The following is a 17,973-nucleotide window of genomic DNA, read 5'->3' as shown; positions in this document are numbered from 1 at the left end:
TTTTTTTTTATTCAATTACAGTTACTAAATCTTCCATAGGTTTTCTAACCTTTACAAGATTTACTAACCAATCTGCATCATCTTTTCTATAACCCATTGGTAATAAAACGGCACTACGTAGACCTTTTTCACGTAAACCTAAAATTTGATCTACAGCATCGGCATCAAAACCTTCCATTGGGGTAGTATCTACACCTTCGAAAGCAGCAGCAGTAAGCGCTTCTGCGAAAGCAATGTAAGCTTGTTTTGCAGCATGATTAAAGTTTTCTTCCGCATCTTTTTGAGGGTAAGAGTTTAAAAGCATTTTACGGTAATCTTCCCAACCTTCGTTTTTAAAACCACGAATATCATTGGTTAAATCGAACATATAGTTAATTCTTTCTGGAGTATATGTGTCCCAAGCAGCAAAAACAAGTAGGTGAGAGCAGTCTGTTACAACAGATTGGTTCCAAGCTACAGGTTTAATTTTCTCTTTAACATCTTGACTTTTTACGACAAAAATTTCGAAAGGTTGTAAGCCGCTAGAAGTTGGTGCTAAACGAGCTGCTTCTAAAATACGTTCTACTTTATCTTCAGCTATTTTTTCGCCATTCATTGCTTTTGCAGCGTATCTCCAGTTTAATTTATCTAATAATTCCATATCTTAAATTTATTTTTTAGTTATTGTTTTGAAATTTGTTTTATATCGTTTGAAGTTATAATCACTTCGGCATTACTTCTGTTATTTGCCAATTTTATCATCGCTGTTGCAATGGTTTCGGCATCTATAATTTTATACTGTTTTAACTTCCCTATAAATAAGGGGTCAATGACTTGGAAAACAGCCAGTCCAATTTTTTCTAATAGTCTATGTTCTTTTCTTTCGCCACCAATTAAAGATGGTCTTAAAACAAAAGTGTTTTTTATATTTCGTTTTAAAACATCGTGCTCCATTTGGCCTTTTGTTTTATTGTAAAACACATTACTACTTTCATTAGCCCCCATAGCTGATATCACTAAAAACGTAGGTATGTTGTTTTCTTTTGAAAGCTTTGCTGCCGTTACCGGAATACCATAATCTATTTTTTTATAGAGTTCTTTATCTGGTGTTTTTTTGGTAGTTGTACCGATGCAACAATAGACTTCGTCTGCTTTGAAATCGGGTTTAAAATCTTCCAGGTTTAATAGATCTCCTATAAATTGTTCTACCTTATCAGGCAATCCTTCTATTTTAGAACGAGAAAACAGTTTGATGGTTTTATATCTATCATCTTCAATTAATTTATGAAGAATAATATTCCCTGTTAAACCGGTTGCGCCAAGTATAATAGCTGTTTTTTTCATATTATTTACAAACTTTTATACTGCTCCAGGCAGATTGATAAGCTTCTTCTAAAAGGTCTTTATCTAATTGAAACACGCCACGCTTTTGTATCATCATTAAAAACGATAATGGGTTAATAGCATAAGCATATAAAAGATAATCTGATAAAGGTTTTATAACGCCTTCCTCTTTACCGCGTTTCCACAAATCGAGTAGAGGTTGTAGGTGTTTTATTCCTTGTTGGCGACTTGCTTCATCAATCATTGGCGAGTTATCACACTGTGCTAAAAACATAGCGTGTTCGCATTCCTTTAGTTTAAAATCGGCAATACGCTTCCATATTAATTCGAAACCAGCTTCAACACTCATGTTTTCATCATAAGTTTCAAAAGCATACTTTGTATATTCCGCTTTTACATCTATATAAGTTTGATTTACTAAATCTTGTTTATTTTCAAAATACAAGTAAATAGTAGCTGGCGAAACATTGGCCATTTTAGCTATTTTACTCATAGGTGTTGCATGGAAACCATCGTTGTTTACCAACTCTATGGTTGCTTTTACCAATGCATTACGCTTATCTATACTTTTCTGTAGCTTAGCCATAATTTATTGATTTTTTGTGAATTTGTATGCCAAAGCAATTAATACAAGTTGCATTGGCAATCTAATTAATGCGGCCTCGTGACTACCAATTGCAGGGTTTGCAGAAAACACATCCCAAACATGTATTGGTAAAAAACATATCATTAATACAAAAATGCCGCTAGCCGCTGTGCGCTTGTACTGTGGTATAAGTAATAATATACCTAGCATTACTTCTATAACTCCCGATGCGTAAATAATAAATGATTTGTACATCAGAAAATCTGGAACAAAGGCTTTGAAAAAGTCAACATTAACAAAATGTTGAGCACCTGCATATATCATAAATATGGCAAGTAATATTCTTAAAATGTTCCAAAAAAGTTTCATTTCTATGTTTTGTAAGCACAAATATATGTAAAAAATGAACGTTCATTCTTTTTTTAACAAAAGTTTATATTAGAAACCTTAAAATTAAGATGAGTGGAGTTGTTTTGTCGCTAAAATTATTAAAATGAAGTGTTTAAAACTACAGGAAATATTTCGACTATGAATACAGAATAAGAAAAACACCTAGCATAATTCCGACAAGTGGTACTAGTTTCTTGCGTTTATTCTGTTCTTTGAAGATTAAACCACCAACAACAACTGCAATTATAATCTGACTTCGCTTAATAGCAGAAAGTAACATAATTAAAGCTTCAGGATCTTGAAGAGCTTTAAAATAGAAATAATCTGCAGATGTTAAAAGAATTCCAACAGCGGGAATAGTCCATCGCCATTTAAAAGCTCTCCGTTTGTCTGCAAAAGGAAACCAAGTTATTGAAAGTATCACTAATAGGATTAAAATAACGTAAAAACTAAACCAAAATAATAAGGTTTGAGGATCTAGAAATAAACTTTGTATTAAAAACTTATCGTACAACCCACTTGAGGCTCCTAAAAATGTAGCTGCTATAATGGCAAAAATCCATTTGTTCCGTTTAAAGTTGATGCCTTCTTTTTTCCCAATCTTGGAATATAACATCACCGAAAATATAATAAGAAAAAAGCCTACCCATTGCAATCCGTTAGGCTTTTCATCATAAATAAGAATGGCACCAATAAAAGTAAAAAATGGACCAGCAGAACGAATAGGAGTAACAATGGTTATTGGTAAATGTTTAAGCGCTTGATAAGCTAAAACCCATGAACTAGCCATAATAGCCGATTTTATAAAAATAAACCCATGTGTTTGCCATGGAATGGGTTCTATAAAAAAGCCAATACTTTTAGTGAAGTCAGGAAAGTAAATAGAACCAATAAAAAATGGTAACAGAAAAGTAAAACTAGAACTTACCGTACCTAAAAGCACCGGGAACACCTCATTGCCTTGAACGGCATGCTTTTTACATAAGTTGTGTAACCCTAAAAATAACGCGGCTAAAAGCCCTAAATACATCCACATCGCGCGAAGATAATTTAATCTATAATTCTACAATAAAAAATACAAGATATCTTGGCGTTATTAATTATAAGGTAAACTTAAAATAAGGAATGATTTACAATTGTATTGATTCAATACATTGTTGCATTTCGGTTTTAGCATAAGTGAAATCTGCCATTTTTTTACTTTCCCCAATATGGATGGGTATATTATTTATACGGTTTGTTAAATCCTTAATGGGCATAGCTTCTAAGCTATTAAATTCATCTTTCCAATACTCTAAATGCGAAAGCCTATCGTTTTGAAAGCCTGTGGTTTTTCTATCATTATCTGTCCTAAAAAAAGGTTATTTCGCCAATAAGTGTATTTACCATTTCAAAATCTATAATAATACCATCATAGATTAACTGCGTATAAAATGCGTTCTTAAAAATGTCTGAAATATTTTTTAAATCCTTCGCTTTTATATCTGTTAAAATTACAGAGTATTGTGTTTTTGCATTAGCCACAAGCCAACACTTTTTTCTATTAACATGAAAAATAGTAGCATTCCATTTCCCTAACAACCCTAAGTTTTTTGTAGGTTCTGTTTTAATTAGTTTTTTAATTAATTTCTCTAATTTAATAGATGTATATATTGGGGTTTGCATAATATATAAATATTTTAAAATTTTAATGTTCTCCATAACCAACATCGTCCATTTTTCCTCTAAAGACTTTATATTGAATAAACATATATATGGCTACTAACACAATAGCGATAGCAAACCAATACACACCAACAGATAAACCATACTCATCTGCTGCTACATTATAAAGCGTTAAATCTGGATTAATATCATTTGTTGAAGGCAATACTTTAGGGAAAATTGAAGATACCGTTGTGGTTAAACCTCCAAATAAAAATAAGGATGAAAACACAAAACCATGGCCATCTTTTTTGAACGATTTAATTTTGAACAAACCAAACAACCCTGTTAATGTTATAATAGGGAATAACCATAACCAAGGGTACTTGAAAAAGTTATGAAATGGTTTTGGTTCTATTAAATGCCAGATTAAAATTGAAATGATAACTAAAGCTAATAAAGCAATATTTAGGTTGAAAATAACTTTTCTCAGCTTTTTATTTAAATCGGAATTGGTTTTAAAAATAATCCAATTCGCACCATGGATTGCTAAAGATACCACACCAATAACACCTAGTAAAAGTGTAAACCAATCGATAACACCTAATTCTTCGGCATGCGGACTAAATGTTGGATTCCAAAGAGGTAAAAAGAAAAAATGTGCTTCGTGCGTAGATACACCATTTACAACATTACCTAAATTAACACCACGAACAACATTACCTAACGCTACACCAAAAAATAAGGCTAAAAGCAAACTAGATATCCCAAAGGCTTTATCCCAAATGGCTTCCCACATGCGGTTGTTTATTTGTCCGCGCAACTCTAAACCAATAGCTCTAAAAATAAGCAACCACAAAATCATTATTAATGGTAAATAGAAACCACTAAATGATGAGGCGTACAACGTTGGAAATGCAAAAAACAAGATACCACCAGAGGCGATAAGCCAAACCTCGTTGGCATCCCAAAAAGGGCCAATAGCATTAGTTATTGCTTTTTTATCTTTTTCTGTTTTAGCAAAGAACAAATGAATAATTCCTGCTCCAAAATCGTAGCCATCCAAAATGACATAAACAGCCAACATGGTCATTAAAACGATATACCAAAATAATTCCATAATTAATGTGTGTTGTTAAGTTGTGGACCTTTGCTAATTATTTTTCCGGCAAGCATTAAAAAAAGCAAACCTAAAAGTAAATACAAACCAATAAAACCAAGTAGTGTAAACAATGTGTTTCCTGCAGATACGGTTGGAGATGCACCATCTGCAGTGCGTAGCAGGTTATAGACCAACCAAGGTTGGCGCCCCAATTCTGCAGTATACCAACCCGTTGTATTGGCGATATATGGAAAAGGAAGCATAAACATAAGTGCCCACAAAATCCATTTGGTGGTATATAGTTTTTTTCTAAAAAGCTGTACGGCTGCCAATAACATTAAACCAATAAAAATAGTACCTAAACCAACCATAATATGATAGGCGTAATAAAGACCGGGAATATTTGTTGGGTGTGTACTTTTATCAAATTCATTTAAACCTTTAATTTCTGCATTCCAATCTTGATAGGTTAAAAAGCTTAGAATATTTGGAACAGCTATTTTATTATCTAGTTTTTGCTCGAGCATATTAGGTTGGCCGATTAAAACAATTTCCGAACCACCATCTTCGGTTTCAAAAATTCCTTCCATAGCTGCAAAGGTTACCGGTTGGTGTTTTACAACGTTTTTAGCTACTAAATCTCCTGTTGGGAATGCCACCAATATACTAGAGACTAAACCAAAACCAACTCCAGTTTTTACAAAGAGTTTTCCGAATTCGCTGTGCTTATTATTCAGAATATAAAATGCGCCAATTGCAGCCACAACAAACGATGCCGTAATTACCGATGCTAATTGATTATGAAAATACGATGGTAATAACCATGGATTTGAAAATAAGGCTCCGAAGTTATTTAGAACAAATCGTCCGTTTTCCAAAATTTCATAACCCACGGGATGTTGCATCCAAGAATGCGTAGCTATAATTAAATAACCACTCGCCCAAGAGCCTAAAAAGACTAAAAACCCAGTAACAAAATGGAGTTTATGCCCCAAGAGTTTTTCACCAAAAATAAAAAGCCCTAAAAAAGAAGATTCTAAAAAGAACGAAAACATGCCTTCCATAGCCAAAGTTTGGCCAATAATACCACCGGTAAGCTCCGAGAATTTCGCCCAGTTGGTACCGAATTGAAATTCCATTGGGATTCCGGTAACCACACCCATAGCAAAGTTTAGCGCGAAAATTTTCATCCAAAACTTAGCAGCGTCGTTATATTTTTCAATTTCAGAATAAAGATATTTTCCTTTAAAATAAACCACTAGAAGCGATAAGCCCATGGTTAATTGCGGAAATAAGTAGTGAAAGGTAATGGTAAAAGCAAACTGCATTCTATCATAAAAAAGCATGTCTTCCATAAAAGCAATAATTTGTATATGTTGCCGACGAAATTATTCGATTTTAATCTAAAGCACAGTAACTTTTGTTACAGATAAAAGTTTCAGTAAAAAATATAAAATCGCTAATTCATCAATTAAATTTACTGTAAACAAAGTTAATGATTACGGATTGTTTCCTTGGTATAATATCCGTTAAATAAAGCCCTTAAATCAAGTTTTATCAAAAGTTCAAAGGCTTTTATCTAAATTTCAATTATCTGCAATAGTTATAAAAATCTCGTCGATAGAATAGGGGTTTTGGTATAGGCAATTCCATCAAACTTCTATTACTATTTTATAAGGATGTCTTTAGTTTCATTTTTGAAGTGTAAAACAAAAACACCTTAACAAATGAAATTATATATTATTATCGCAAGCTTTCTATTTGCACAAATTTCAATAGGGCAAGAAACACCTAAAGACGTTAGCTCGAATGTGTGGTCTTTAGAAGATTGTATTAATTATGCTATAGCACATAATATTAGCGTAAAAGATGCGTCTTTAAATACAAATCTTGCCGAAGTAGATTATAGTAAAGCGAAGTCGTCTAGATTACCAGATTTATTTGGTAGTGCGTCTCAAAGTTTTTCTAACGGAAATACTATTGACCCTATTACAAGTAGTTATGTTACCGATCAAATACATAGTACCAATATGGGTATTAATAGTTCTGTAACTCTATTTCAAGGCAATCAAATAAACAATCAGATTGAGCAGAATAAAATTCTTTTAGAACAAAGTGTTTTTTTAGAAGAAGAAGCAAAAAACAGCATTGTTATTAGCCTTTTAGAAAACTACTTGCAAGCACTCTTCAGTAAAGAAGATATTGCTATTGCCGAATCTAATTTAGAAGCTTCTAAAACAGAAGTATTACGTGCAAAAGCACGTTTGGACGCAGGAACTATTGCTTTGAGTGATTATACAGAAGCGCAGAGTCAAACTGCTACTAATCAGTATAATCTAATTGCTGCTAAAAACAATTACCAACAATACATTATTGATTTAAAACAGCTATTAGAATTAACACCAATGGATGATTTAGAGATTGAATCTATTGATGAAAACATGGATTTAATAAACTTAGAATTAGATAGAATTTCGATCTATAACAACGCCTTAAATTACTTACCAGAGATAGAGGCAAGTAAGTTAAATGTAGCTGCAAAAGAGAAAGAATTAGATATTGCTAAAGGAGGATATTCGCCAACTTTATCACTTTCTGGAAGTATGGGGTCTGGTTATACAAGCATAAATGATAATACGTTTTCTGATCAATTTGATGTTAACTTTAATCAGAAGTTAGGCTTATCATTAACCATTCCTATTTTCAATAGAAACGCAACAAAATCGGCAGTACAATCGGCTACAATAAATATTGAAAAGGCTGAAATTCAGAAACAAATTACTGAAAAAATTCTTTATAAGAAAGTAGAAACGGCTTATCAAAATGCATTATCTGCACAAGAACAAATTATTGCCGCGGAAGCTTCCAAAGAAGCATCGGAACAAAGTTATAAACTGGCTCAAAAGAAATATGAATTGGGCGATTTAAGCACAACCGATTTAGTAATTAGCCAAAACACCTTTACTAACGCCCAACAAAATTATTTACAAGCCAAATACCTCAATATTTTATACCACCAATTATTACAATTTTATCAAGGAAACGATATCAAACTTTAATCTAAAGCATCATGAAAAATAAAAAAAACATTATAATAAGTTGCATTGCCATTGTAGTACTCGCCATTGTAGGATATTCATTTATAAAAGCTGACGACGCTATTATCATTGAAGCGAAAACAATAGCCGCAAAAAAAGCTAACGTCACTACCATGGTTACCGCAACCGGAACTATGGAACCTATTACACAAGTTGAAGTTGGTACACAAGTATCAGGTGTGGTAGAAAAAATATATGTGGATTATAACAGTGTAGTTACCGAAGGGCAGTTGATTGCAGAATTGGATAAAACCAATTTAAATGCTGCAAAAACACAAGCACAAGCAGCTTACGATAATGCAGTTAGCCAACGAAACTACACACAAACTATTTACGACAGACAAAAAACGTTATTTGATAATCAAGTAATAAGTAAATCTGATTTTGATGATGCGTCTTTCAACTATCAAACAGCAAAAGGAACGGTGACACAACGTTATTCAGATTTACAACAAGCCAGAACCAATTTAGGATATGCTAATATTTATTCGCCTATCGATGGTGTGGTTTTATCTAGAGCTATTGACGAAGGGCAAACGGTAGCAGCAAGTTTAAGTACACCAACGCTATTTACTATTGCTCAAGATTTAAAAGAAATGCAAGTAGAGGCAGATGTGGATGAGGCAGATATAGGACAAGTAAAAGAAGGGCAACGCGTAACTTTTACAGTCGATGCTTACTTAGGAGAAACCTTTGAAGGTGAAGTAACACAAGTAAGATTAGACCCAACGGTTACTTCAAATGTAGTGACGTATACGGTTGTAATTAAAGCAGATAACCCGGATTTAAAACTAAAGCCAGGATTAACAGCAACTATTTCAATTTATACATTAGAACTAAATGATGTATTAACTGCAGAAGCTAAAGCCATCAACTTTAAACCAGAAACTGAAACTTTAGCAACGTATAATTTACAACATCAGTTATCGGATAATAGTGGTACAGCATCTAAAAAACAAACAACACTATGGGTATTAGAATCTATCGGAGCAATAACACCAAAAACGGTAACGCTTGGCGCAAGTGATGGCGTAAATGTACAAGTGTTAAGTGGTATCTCAGAAGGCGAGAACCTTATATATAGTTTAAAAGGTATTGCAAAATCGGAGGCCAGTGCTTCCGCTAAAAGCGAAAGTCCGTTTATGCCACAAAGACCAGGAGGTAACAAGAAAAAATAGAAAACCATGAGTAAAGCAATCATAAAAATAGAAGATTTAAAACGAGAGTTTACCATGGGTACTGAGACGGTTCATGCGTTAAGAGGTATTTCGTTTGATATTAAAGAAGGCGAATTTGTGACTATCATGGGGTCTAGTGGTTCTGGAAAAAGCACCATGCTTAACATTTTAGGGTGTTTGGATCAACCAACATCTGGAGTATATAAAATTGATGGTGTAAGCGTTAAAGACTTAAACCGAAATCAATTAGCAACCATTAGAAACGAGAAAATTGGTTTCATTTTTCAATCCTATAATTTATTAGCCAGAACATCGGCTATTGAAAACGTAGAGTTACCCTTATTATATAACAGTAAAGTATCCACAGAAGAGCGCAGGAGACGTGCTATTGAAGCTTTAGAAAAAGTAGGATTAGGCGAACGTTTACATCATACGCCATCCCAACTTTCAGGAGGACAACAGCAACGTGTAGCTATTGCAAGATCGCTAGTTAATAACCCTGTAATGATTCTGGCAGATGAGGCCACAGGAAACTTAGATACGCGGACGTCTTACGAGATTATGTCCATTTTTCAGGAGTTAAACAAACAAGGTATTACAATCACATTTGTAACTCACGAACCAGATATAGCTGCTTTTAGTAACAGAACTATTGTACTAAAAGATGGAAAGATTATGCAAGATTATCAAAACCATAATGTCCAATCCGCAGCAGAGTTATTAGCCAAATTACCTAAACAAGACGATTGATTATGAGAGTATTAAATTTATTAAAAATCGCAACAAAAGCCATTATTCTTAATAAAACAAGAACCTTATTAACTATGCTAGGAATTATTATTGGTGTAGCCTCCGTAATTGCTATGTTAGCGATTGGAGAAGGTTCTAAAGAAAGTATTCGTACTACTATATCCGCAATGGGTTCTAACATGATTACTATAAGGCCTGGCGCAGATGACAGAGGTCCAGCAAGAGGAAGTGGCGGAGATGTACAAACACTAACACTTCAAAATTATGAAGTGATAAAAGAACAAGCAACTTTATTAAGCTATATCACACCCGTGGTTAATGGTGGAGGGCAAGTTATTAGTGGGTCTAATAACTGGCCAAGCACTATCTATGGTGTTAATCCAGATTATTTAAAAATTAAAGTGGTCGATTTACAAAACGGAAGCATGTTTACAGATGCTGAGGTAACATCGGCATCTAAGGTAGCAGTTATTGGACAAACAGTTGTAGATAATGTGTTTCCGGATGGTCAAGAGCCTGTTGGACAAATGATACGTTTTAATAATATCCCGTTTAAAGTGATTGGGGTTTTAGAAGAAAAAGGAGAAAACACCTTTGGTCAAGATCAGGATGACGTCGTAATTGCACCTTACACAACCGTGCAAAAACGTATTTTGGCTATCGATTATTTAAATCAAATTATGGCTTCTGCTGTAAGTGAAGATGACGCACCAGAAGCAGTAACAGAAGTTACTCAAATTTTACGCACACAACACAAATTAATGGATAGTGAAGCTGATGATTTTAGTGTACGTTCTATGGAAGAGTTAATTTCCACATTTAGTTCAACCAGCGAAATGCTTACCATACTGTTAGTTGCAGTAGCAAGTATATCGTTATTAATTGGTGGTATTGGTATTATGAATATTATGTATGTTTCCGTAAAAGAACGTACCAAAGAGATTGGGTTACGTATGGCTGTAGGAGGAAAGGGTTCTGATATCTTAATGCAATTTTTAATAGAAGCCATTTTAATAAGCATAACCGGAGGAGTTTTAGGTGTATTATTAGGGCTTGGAGCAACGGTATTCATAGAAAAATTCTTAAATTGGCCTACTAGCGTGGCTATGTATTCTATTGTCATTTCTTTTGCAGTATGCGCTGTAACAGGTATCTTTTTTGGATGGTATCCGGCTAGAAAAGCATCGTCTTTAGATCCTATAACCGCGTTGCGTTATGAGTAAAGACGCGTTATTCAAACTAATTAATAAAACCGATAATCATGAACACTAACAAGCATTTAAAACCATTTTTACTTTTAGCATTGATCGTTGTCTTTTCATCCTGTAAATCAGATAAAAATACAGCGTTGGTTAAGGTGGTTTCAGTAAATCCAGATTATTTTATAACAGATAATATTATTGGAAAAATTACTCAGGAAACTGTGAAACTAGACGGAACACCAACCTTATGCTATGTCTTTAAAACAAACTCAAGACCATCAGAGCATCAAATGGGACCTTGGTGTCCAAGACATATTGATGATGCTAAAGACAAAGGTGGTATTTGGTTTGAAGATGGCAAAGTATACGACGTAGATGGGCATTTTATTGCAGAATTAGCCGAATTTTATAGTGATGATCAGTGGAAATTGTTTAGAGAAGATGGTAGCGTAAAATATACCGCTACACAAGAAGAGTGCGAAGGTGCAGCAAAGCCTGATGTGGAAGAAGCTTACCAAAATTATTGTGTAGAATGTCTACCTAAATATTATAAAGATCAAATAACAACGTTTACCATTCCTGTTACTCCAGTCTATACAAATAGAGAGCACCGCTTAGGAAGAGGTGGTCTTGGTGTCGCTTTTAATGGCGTTAATTTTGATCCACCTGCACCAACTCATGCCATATTAGCAGCACATACTATTGCGCCTTTAGACGATCATGGCGGACATGTAAATCCGCATGGTGGTTATCATTATCATGCAGCGACCGGCTCTACTAAAGAAGTAGGACAAACAGATGTACACGCGTCCATGATTGGATATGCAATTGATGGTTTTGGTATTTATGCCCTTTTAGACCAAAATAAAAACCAGCCAACAGATTTAGATGAGTGTGGTGGTCATGAAGATGCTATACGTGGTTATCATTATCATGCAGGAGAGCCGGGAGGTAATGAAATAATAAAATGCTTACATGGTATACCAGGTAGTGTTCATGTACAAGAATAAAAAGGCGCTTACAATAAAAGCAAAGAGCAGATAATTAATTTGAAATAAAGAGTTAATGTATAAAAACAAAACAATTACGATAATTTCACATGTACTAGTTTGGTTAACATTAGTGTGTTTGCCTTACTTACTGTCTTATGGTCAAGAACAGGAGATTGATAGAATTATTGCACATTTTTGGATTCCGTTATTCTTTTCAGCAATAATTTTTTACTTCAATTATTTTGTGCTTGTCGATCGCTTTTTGTTTCCTAAAAAAACGGTTCAGTTTATAGTCATTAATACAGCTATTATTATCTTCTTCCTGTTTTTAAAAGAATACATTGAAGATAACTTTTTTAAGGACATTATAAAAAAACGGTTAGAAAACACAGAGCGATCGGGACCTCCGTTTAAAATGGCTATTTACATACAATTACTATCCTATTTAGCGCCATTGTTTTTTTCAGTAGCACTAAAATCTACAAAGCGCTGGGTTAAAACAGAAGCAGAACGTAAGGAGGCTGCTAATTTTAAATTAAAGTCGGAGTTGCAACATTTACATTATCAATTGCAACCGCATTTCTTTTTTAATTCTTTAAATAACATTTATTCTTTGGTTGATATTTCACCAGACCAAGCAAAATCTTCTATTCACAGTTTAAGCAAGTTAATGCGTTATATGTTGTACGAGACTAATTTAGAGGTCGTACCTTTAAGTAAAGAAATTGATTTTCTTAAAAAATATATTGATTTAATGAAATTAAGAGTGTCGGATAAAACAACGGTTAATTATAGTTTCCCTTCCGGGGAAACTGGTATACAAATAGCGCCTTTGCTATTTATTTCGTTAATCGAAAATGCATTTAAACATGGTGTTTCTGCGACTAAACCAAGTACTATTGATGTCAACATGACTTGTGATGATAAATCTGTTTTATTTTCAGTTGAAAACCATAATTTTCCGAAGAAAACAGACGATAAAAGTGGCTCGGGTATCGGGCTTCAGAATTTAGAGAAGCGTTTAGAATTATTGTATTCAGATAAATTCAGCTTTAAAACTATTTTAAATGACGACCGCTTTTTAGTCACTTTGAAAATTGAAACCATTTAAATTAAACACTAATCTCATGAAAAACACGTCTATATTTTTCTTTTTTTTAATGCTGTGCAGTTCTCTTTTTGCACATGAACACGGACATGGAACTTCTTTAAAACAATGGGAATTAACAAGTATTAATAAAACAATTAATGCTGATTTTGTAAAATATGAAAATGATCAAGTTTGGCTTATGGATGGTAACCATACTGTTCAAACTTTTAAAATTTCAGACTTTTCTGAAGCTAATCAAAAATACATTAAAACTAAAAGTGAATTAATTGCGTCTTTAAATAGCAGTGTTGCTGTTAAAACGGATTCTAAATCAACATCTAGTTTTAATATAGGACTTATTACTTTAGGTCTCTTTCTTTTATTCTTTTCTGTTTTTAAACTGATAAAACAAAAAAAGACGGTGTACTTAACTCACGGTGCACTTGGTGTCGTTTTGCTTTTGGTGGTGTCGTGCAAAAATACAAGTACAACTAAAGCTAATACAGCGCAAGTGCCGGCAAATAATGTGACATTGATGCAATCCTTTTTTGAGAAATTTGATGGTGTTACAACACATACTGACGACAACTACTTGTATATCTCATCAAATGGGTTGCCAGATCATGACATGATGGTTGGTATCACTAATTGGCAACAACAAGTGCCTATTAATCAAAATTACACGGGTGATAATAGTTGGGCAATACCTACGCATCCTAAAATGGCAGAACAGCCATTATCTACAAAAACCAATTTACTAAAAGGCGCTATTGCTGTTGCGGTAAATGGAATCCCTATTTTTAATCCTTTAAACAATAGAGGAGAAGATGCTAATGCTATTGGAGAGTTAGATAATTGGGGCGGACATTGTGGTCGTGCAGACGATTATCATTACCATTTATCACCATTACACCTCCAAGATCAAGTAGGCGCTGGCAATCCAGTTGCTTATGCTGTAGATGGTTTTCCTGTTTATGGCGAAACAACAGATGTGTTAGATGAATATTTAGGAAAAACAAACGCAGATGGCTCTTATCAATATCATACTATTAAAGAATATCCTTATTTAATTGCTGGTATGAGAGGTGAAGTAATATTAGACACTAAAACAAAAGCGCCAGAAAACCAAGTGTCTCTACAACCTAGAACGCAAGAATTAAGACCTGCTTTAAGACCACTACGAGGTGCTGAAATTACTGGTTTTACAACGTTAGGAGAAAATTCATATGCGTTAACGTACAGTTTAAATTCGGAAGAATATATCATAAATTACAAATGGGACAATGAAGATAATTACACGTATCAATTTATAAACCCTGATGGTAGAGCAACTGTTGAAACCTATAAACCAAGAGAAAAATGAAATATTCAAAATTAATAATACCCATTTTTTTTATTGGTTTAATGTCTTGCAATAACAATAAAAAAGCGACTACAAAAGTAAATCATGATGATTTTAAAACCATAAACTCTAATTTTAAACTAACAAGTATTGCGGTAAAAGATGGTGTTTTATTAGAGGCTTATAAGTGTGAGGAGAAGCTTAATGCTATTGAAAACTCCATTCCACTGTCGTGGGAAAATGTGCCAGAAGGTGCTAAATCGTTAGCAGTTGTTATGTATCATTATCCAAAAAAAGATAATAAAACAGAAATTAATTCCTATTTGTTATTATGGGATATAGCTCCTGAAACAACAGAAATATCTTACAACATGGCGTCTAAAAGCGATTGGTTTATGGGATCTAATAAAGATGGAACAGCAATATCATACACATCGCCTTGTTCTCACGGTAAAGGAAAACACGAATACACTATTGCACTTTATGCCTTATCCGAAACACCCGCTGCTTTACCTAAAGCACACAGTTTAAATGTAGATTATAATGTGTTTATGGATGCATTGGCTACTGTGAATATTGTAGATAGAACGACTTTAACATTTATAGACTCTAATTAAAAACAAACATAAAATGATACACTTAAAAAATATGACACTACTGATTGTCTTAGCCTGTTTTACAATTATAGCTTGTAAAAATGGTGAAAATGGTAAAAAATCAACACCAGAAAATTTAGATATATATAAAGGTACAGCATCTGTATCTCAAGGACCAGCGACAGTGTTAATTGAAAATATATTTGCATGTGATAGAGGTAGAGAAGCGCCAATTGGTACATCTACTGCAACAGATGGTAGTAAATGGACAGTTCCTGCAGAAGTAAATTTTACTGATGATAGTTTTCCTTTTGCATCAGATTTGTTTAATCCGTGTACAAAAGTAGAATATAGATCGGCAGACGAAGCTTTAGCAGCATTAGACGGTACAGATATTATTGAAGTTGATGCTGATGGTGAAATTATTACCGCATACGTATTTGCCGATAACTATTTTGAAATGTATATTAACGGAACACCTGTTGGTAAGGATAATGTGCCTTTTACGCAGTTTAACTCTAACATTGTTCGTTTTAAGGTAAATAGGCCTTTTACAATAGCAATGAAACTGGTAGATTGGGAAGAAAATAGTGGTTTAGGCTCTGAAGCCAATAGAGGACAAGCATTTCATCCAGGAGATGGCGGTATGGTCGCTGTTTTTAAAGATGCCAGCGGTGATATAATTGCAACAACAAATAATGATTGGAAAGCGCAAACATTTTATACAGCACCTTTAAGAGATTTATCTTGTGCTAACGAAGAAGGCACTTTAAGATTAAGTGAAACATGTAGTACAGAAGATTCTAATGATGGAACATCTTATTACGCATTACACTGGAAAACACCTTCAAATTGGCAATCTGCAGATTTTGATGATACCAAATGGCCTAACGCAACTGAGTTTACAAACAATACGATAGGTGTAGATAATAAACCGTCTTACACCAATTTCATAAATATTTTTGATGATAATGCAGTAGACGCTCAATTTATATGGTCAACAAATGTTATTTTAGATAATGAGGTTATTGTTAGATACACTGTAAAATAAGTTAGGACTACTTTTAATATATAAACCAAACGTATGAGCAATATAAAAATCACCTGTGTTATTGTAGACGATGAGCCTATGGCGCTTAATTTAGTGGAAAGCTATGTTAAAAAAACACCTTTTTTAGAACTAAAACAAAAATGTAGTAGTGCTATCGAAGCTATGGAGTCTATAAAAGAACACCCTGTAGATTTATTATTTTTAGACATACAAATGCCAGATTTAACAGGCATTGAATTTTCCAAAATGTTACCAAAAGAAACCAGGGTTATTTTTACTACTGCTTTTGATCAATATGCACTAGAAGGATTTAAAGTCGAAGCTTTAGATTATTTATTAAAACCGTTTGATTATGCCGAGTTTTTAGCAGCAGCCAATAAAGCGAGTACATGGTTTAAGTTATTAAAGGGGAAACCGCAAAACGAAGTTTCTGAAGCAAAAGAGTTTCTATTTGTTAAATCGGAATACAAGCAGTTGCGAATAAAGCTGTCTGATGTATTATATTTTGAAGGTTTAAAGGATTACATCAAAATTTGGTTAAAAGATAATCCAAAGCCTATTTTAACTTTAATGAGCCTAAAATCTTTACAAGAGGAATTACCGGAAACTCAGTTTTTACGTGTGCATCGCTCTTTTATTGTGTCTTTAAAAAACATTGAGGTTATAGAACGTAGTCAAATTATTATCAATAACCAACGTATTACTGTTTCTGAGCAGTATAAACCGGCTTTTCTAGAATTTGTAAATAGTAATTCACTATAATTTATATGGTTAATTTCACCTTTATATTCCCAAATAATCATCTATGAAACTATTCCGTAAATTAAGAAGAAACCTAATAGCCTTCGGTAAGTTCAAATCTTATTTGGTATATGCTATTGGCGAAATTATACTTATTGTAATTGGTATTTCAATTGCTTGGAAAATAAATGATCTTAACGATATTAGAAAAAACAATATTGTAGAACAGAAAATTTACCAGAACTTAAACGAAGAATTAAACACCAACTTACACTTACTAAAGGGCTTAATAGATGAGTATCCTAAAACCATAGTTTATTTAGAAAACACTTTAAAATATGTTGGCAAAGCTCCAAATGAAATCACTCAAGGCGCTAAAGACACCATAATTAATATACAGCACAAAGATGTTAGTTTGTTAGATAACTCTGTAAATTCTATTGTAAATACTACTAAATTTGAGATTATTGAAAGTGACGATCTCAAAGATTTAATAGCCGTATACCCAAGTAAAATAAACGGTTTTAAGGAGCAAGACGATAAAATTAAAGCGATAATTAGCGATAGGTTAAAACCTGTTTTAGAAAAACATATTTCGTTGGTAGATATGCTTCCTAAAGAAAACATAAAATATCAGCATATTAAAGAATTTGGAAGTAAATCTAATTATAGTATTTTACTGAATAATAAGGAATACCAAAACAGTATTATAGACCGTTTATTACAAACGCAAATACAGCTCAACAATGCTAAAATGCTACGTGGTAAAACTAAAATATTAATCACCAAGTTAAAAGAGGAACTGGATTAATTTCTTCAAAAGTCTATCATTTCTATGTTCTGATAAATTGATTAGGAACATGTTTTTTCATCATTATTTTTTTCATA

At 33.3% G+C, this 17,973-nt stretch carries 19 protein-coding genes; 11 read left to right on the top strand and 8 right to left on the bottom strand.

Translation table 11 applies throughout. The features are described from left to right. Window positions 1–7: 7 nt before the first annotated feature. The 8 genes from GQR98_RS15905 to GQR98_RS15870 all read right to left on the bottom strand — a co-directional run bounded on the left by GQR98_RS15905 (window position 8) and on the right by GQR98_RS15870 (window position 6,400). A complete protein-coding gene (locus GQR98_RS15905) occupies window positions 8–640 on the bottom strand; it encodes a nitroreductase family protein (protein WP_159020412.1) in 633 nt (210 codons plus the stop codon). Between the two features lie 20 nt (window positions 641–660). Next, window positions 661–1,323 (bottom strand): NAD(P)H-binding protein, encoded by a 663-nt coding sequence (locus GQR98_RS15900; RefSeq protein WP_159020411.1) that lies wholly within the window; start codon window positions 1,321–1,323, stop codon window positions 661–663. Window position 1,324: 1 nt separating this feature from the next. After that, the gene (locus GQR98_RS15895; RefSeq protein ID WP_159020410.1) at window positions 1,325–1,909 is read right to left on the bottom strand and encodes a TetR/AcrR family transcriptional regulator; all 585 of its coding nucleotides are present in this window, start codon (window positions 1,907–1,909) and stop codon (window positions 1,325–1,327) included. Between the two features lie 3 nt (window positions 1,910–1,912). Continuing rightward, complete coding sequence (locus tag GQR98_RS15890) at window positions 1,913–2,278, bottom strand: DoxX family membrane protein (protein ID WP_159020409.1); 366 nt, start codon at window positions 2,276–2,278, stop codon at window positions 1,913–1,915. A gap of 157 nt (window positions 2,279–2,435) precedes the next feature. After that, window positions 2,436–3,335, bottom strand: a complete 900-nt coding sequence (locus GQR98_RS15885; RefSeq protein ID WP_159020407.1) for a DMT family transporter — start codon at window positions 3,333–3,335, stop codon at window positions 2,436–2,438. 314 nt (window positions 3,336–3,649) lie between these two features. Then, the gene (locus tag GQR98_RS15880) at window positions 3,650–3,964 is read right to left on the bottom strand and encodes a DUF6933 domain-containing protein (RefSeq protein WP_159020405.1); all 315 of its coding nucleotides are present in this window, start codon (window positions 3,962–3,964) and stop codon (window positions 3,650–3,652) included. Window positions 3,965–3,986: 22 nt separating this feature from the next. Then, the gene (gene cydB / locus GQR98_RS15875) at window positions 3,987–5,063 is read right to left on the bottom strand and encodes a cytochrome d ubiquinol oxidase subunit II (RefSeq protein ID WP_159020404.1); all 1,077 of its coding nucleotides are present in this window, start codon (window positions 5,061–5,063) and stop codon (window positions 3,987–3,989) included. 2 nt (window positions 5,064–5,065) lie between these two features. Continuing rightward, the gene (locus GQR98_RS15870; RefSeq protein ID WP_159020402.1) at window positions 5,066–6,400 is read right to left on the bottom strand and encodes a cytochrome ubiquinol oxidase subunit I; all 1,335 of its coding nucleotides are present in this window, start codon (window positions 6,398–6,400) and stop codon (window positions 5,066–5,068) included. A 372-nt stretch (window positions 6,401–6,772) separates the two neighbouring features. Between GQR98_RS15870 and GQR98_RS15865 the strand changes: the two genes are divergently transcribed. The 11 genes from GQR98_RS15865 to GQR98_RS15815 are packed head-to-tail and all read left to right on the top strand — an operon-like array spanning window position 6,773 to window position 17,896. Continuing rightward, entirely contained in the window at window positions 6,773–8,104 is a 1,332-nt protein-coding gene (locus tag GQR98_RS15865) for a TolC family protein (protein WP_159020401.1), read from the top strand. Between the two features lie 11 nt (window positions 8,105–8,115). Then, window positions 8,116–9,321: an efflux RND transporter periplasmic adaptor subunit gene (locus GQR98_RS15860; RefSeq protein WP_159020400.1), complete on the top strand. Its 1,206-nt coding sequence runs from the start codon at window positions 8,116–8,118 to the stop codon at window positions 9,319–9,321. Between the two features lie 6 nt (window positions 9,322–9,327). Next, entirely contained in the window at window positions 9,328–10,071 is a 744-nt protein-coding gene (locus GQR98_RS15855; protein ID WP_159020399.1) for an ABC transporter ATP-binding protein, read from the top strand. Between the two features lie 2 nt (window positions 10,072–10,073). Continuing rightward, window positions 10,074–11,294 (top strand): ABC transporter permease, encoded by a 1,221-nt coding sequence (locus tag GQR98_RS15850; RefSeq protein WP_159020398.1) that lies wholly within the window; start codon window positions 10,074–10,076, stop codon window positions 11,292–11,294. A 38-nt stretch (window positions 11,295–11,332) separates the two neighbouring features. Further along, window positions 11,333–12,283, top strand: coding sequence for a YHYH protein (locus GQR98_RS15845; RefSeq protein WP_159020397.1), 951 nt, complete (start codon window positions 11,333–11,335; stop codon window positions 12,281–12,283). Between the two features lie 55 nt (window positions 12,284–12,338). Further along, window positions 12,339–13,376, top strand: a complete 1,038-nt coding sequence (locus GQR98_RS15840) for a sensor histidine kinase (protein ID WP_159020396.1) — start codon at window positions 12,339–12,341, stop codon at window positions 13,374–13,376. Between the two features lie 16 nt (window positions 13,377–13,392). Further along, a complete protein-coding gene (locus GQR98_RS15835; protein WP_199270213.1) occupies window positions 13,393–14,718 on the top strand; it encodes a YHYH protein in 1,326 nt (441 codons plus the stop codon). Further along, entirely contained in the window at window positions 14,715–15,314 is a 600-nt protein-coding gene (locus GQR98_RS15830) for a YbhB/YbcL family Raf kinase inhibitor-like protein (protein WP_159020395.1), read from the top strand. The genes GQR98_RS15835 and GQR98_RS15830 overlap by 4 nt, the downstream gene beginning before the upstream one ends. 13 nt (window positions 15,315–15,327) lie before the next feature. After that, window positions 15,328–16,344 carry a hypothetical protein gene (locus GQR98_RS15825; protein WP_199270212.1) on the top strand — a complete coding sequence of 339 codons (1,017 nt, stop codon included), beginning with the start codon at window positions 15,328–15,330 and terminating at the stop codon, window positions 16,342–16,344. Between the two features lie 33 nt (window positions 16,345–16,377). Then, complete coding sequence (locus tag GQR98_RS15820) at window positions 16,378–17,106, top strand: LytR/AlgR family response regulator transcription factor (RefSeq protein ID WP_199270211.1); 729 nt, start codon at window positions 16,378–16,380, stop codon at window positions 17,104–17,106. 43 nt (window positions 17,107–17,149) lie between these two features. After that, window positions 17,150–17,896 carry a hypothetical protein gene (locus GQR98_RS15815; RefSeq protein WP_159020394.1) on the top strand — a complete coding sequence of 249 codons (747 nt, stop codon included), beginning with the start codon at window positions 17,150–17,152 and terminating at the stop codon, window positions 17,894–17,896. Window positions 17,897–17,973 lie beyond the last annotated feature (77 nt).

This window comes from Algibacter sp. L3A6, from assembly GCF_009796825.1.
In the GTDB taxonomy this organism is placed as follows: domain Bacteria; phylum Bacteroidota; class Bacteroidia; order Flavobacteriales; family Flavobacteriaceae; genus Algibacter.
The sequence above is the reverse complement of the archived record's forward strand: the minus strand, read 5'-3'. Positions and strand labels throughout refer to the sequence as shown.

Coding starts and splice junctions, on each gene's coding strand:
- cydB (WP_159020404.1), bottom strand. CDS start 5,063: ATGGAATTATTTTGGTATATCGTTTTAATGACCATGTTGGCTGTTTAT.
- GQR98_RS15855 (WP_159020399.1), top strand. CDS start 9,328: ATGAGTAAAGCAATCATAAAAATAGAAGATTTAAAACGAGAGTTTACC.
- GQR98_RS15815 (WP_159020394.1), top strand. CDS start 17,150: ATGAAACTATTCCGTAAATTAAGAAGAAACCTAATAGCCTTCGGTAAG.
- GQR98_RS15885 (WP_159020407.1), bottom strand. CDS start 3,335: ATGTGGATGTATTTAGGGCTTTTAGCCGCGTTATTTTTAGGGTTACAC.
- GQR98_RS15865 (WP_159020401.1), top strand. CDS start 6,773: ATGAAATTATATATTATTATCGCAAGCTTTCTATTTGCACAAATTTCA.
- GQR98_RS15840 (WP_159020396.1), top strand. CDS start 12,339: ATGTATAAAAACAAAACAATTACGATAATTTCACATGTACTAGTTTGG.
- GQR98_RS15820 (WP_199270211.1), top strand. CDS start 16,378: ATGAGCAATATAAAAATCACCTGTGTTATTGTAGACGATGAGCCTATG.
- GQR98_RS15845 (WP_159020397.1), top strand. CDS start 11,333: ATGAACACTAACAAGCATTTAAAACCATTTTTACTTTTAGCATTGATC.
- GQR98_RS15895 (WP_159020410.1), bottom strand. CDS start 1,909: ATGGCTAAGCTACAGAAAAGTATAGATAAGCGTAATGCATTGGTAAAA.
- GQR98_RS15900 (WP_159020411.1), bottom strand. CDS start 1,323: ATGAAAAAAACAGCTATTATACTTGGCGCAACCGGTTTAACAGGGAAT.
- GQR98_RS15880 (WP_159020405.1), bottom strand. CDS start 3,964: ATGCAAACCCCAATATATACATCTATTAAATTAGAGAAATTAATTAAA.
- GQR98_RS15850 (WP_159020398.1), top strand. CDS start 10,074: ATGAGAGTATTAAATTTATTAAAAATCGCAACAAAAGCCATTATTCTT.
- GQR98_RS15835 (WP_199270213.1), top strand. CDS start 13,393: ATGAAAAACACGTCTATATTTTTCTTTTTTTTAATGCTGTGCAGTTCT.
- GQR98_RS15870 (WP_159020402.1), bottom strand. CDS start 6,400: ATGGAAGACATGCTTTTTTATGATAGAATGCAGTTTGCTTTTACCATT.
- GQR98_RS15890 (WP_159020409.1), bottom strand. CDS start 2,278: ATGAAACTTTTTTGGAACATTTTAAGAATATTACTTGCCATATTTATG.
- GQR98_RS15830 (WP_159020395.1), top strand. CDS start 14,715: ATGAAATATTCAAAATTAATAATACCCATTTTTTTTATTGGTTTAATG.
- GQR98_RS15905 (WP_159020412.1), bottom strand. CDS start 640: ATGGAATTATTAGATAAATTAAACTGGAGATACGCTGCAAAAGCAATG.
- GQR98_RS15825 (WP_199270212.1), top strand. CDS start 15,328: ATGATACACTTAAAAAATATGACACTACTGATTGTCTTAGCCTGTTTT.
- GQR98_RS15860 (WP_159020400.1), top strand. CDS start 8,116: ATGAAAAATAAAAAAAACATTATAATAAGTTGCATTGCCATTGTAGTA.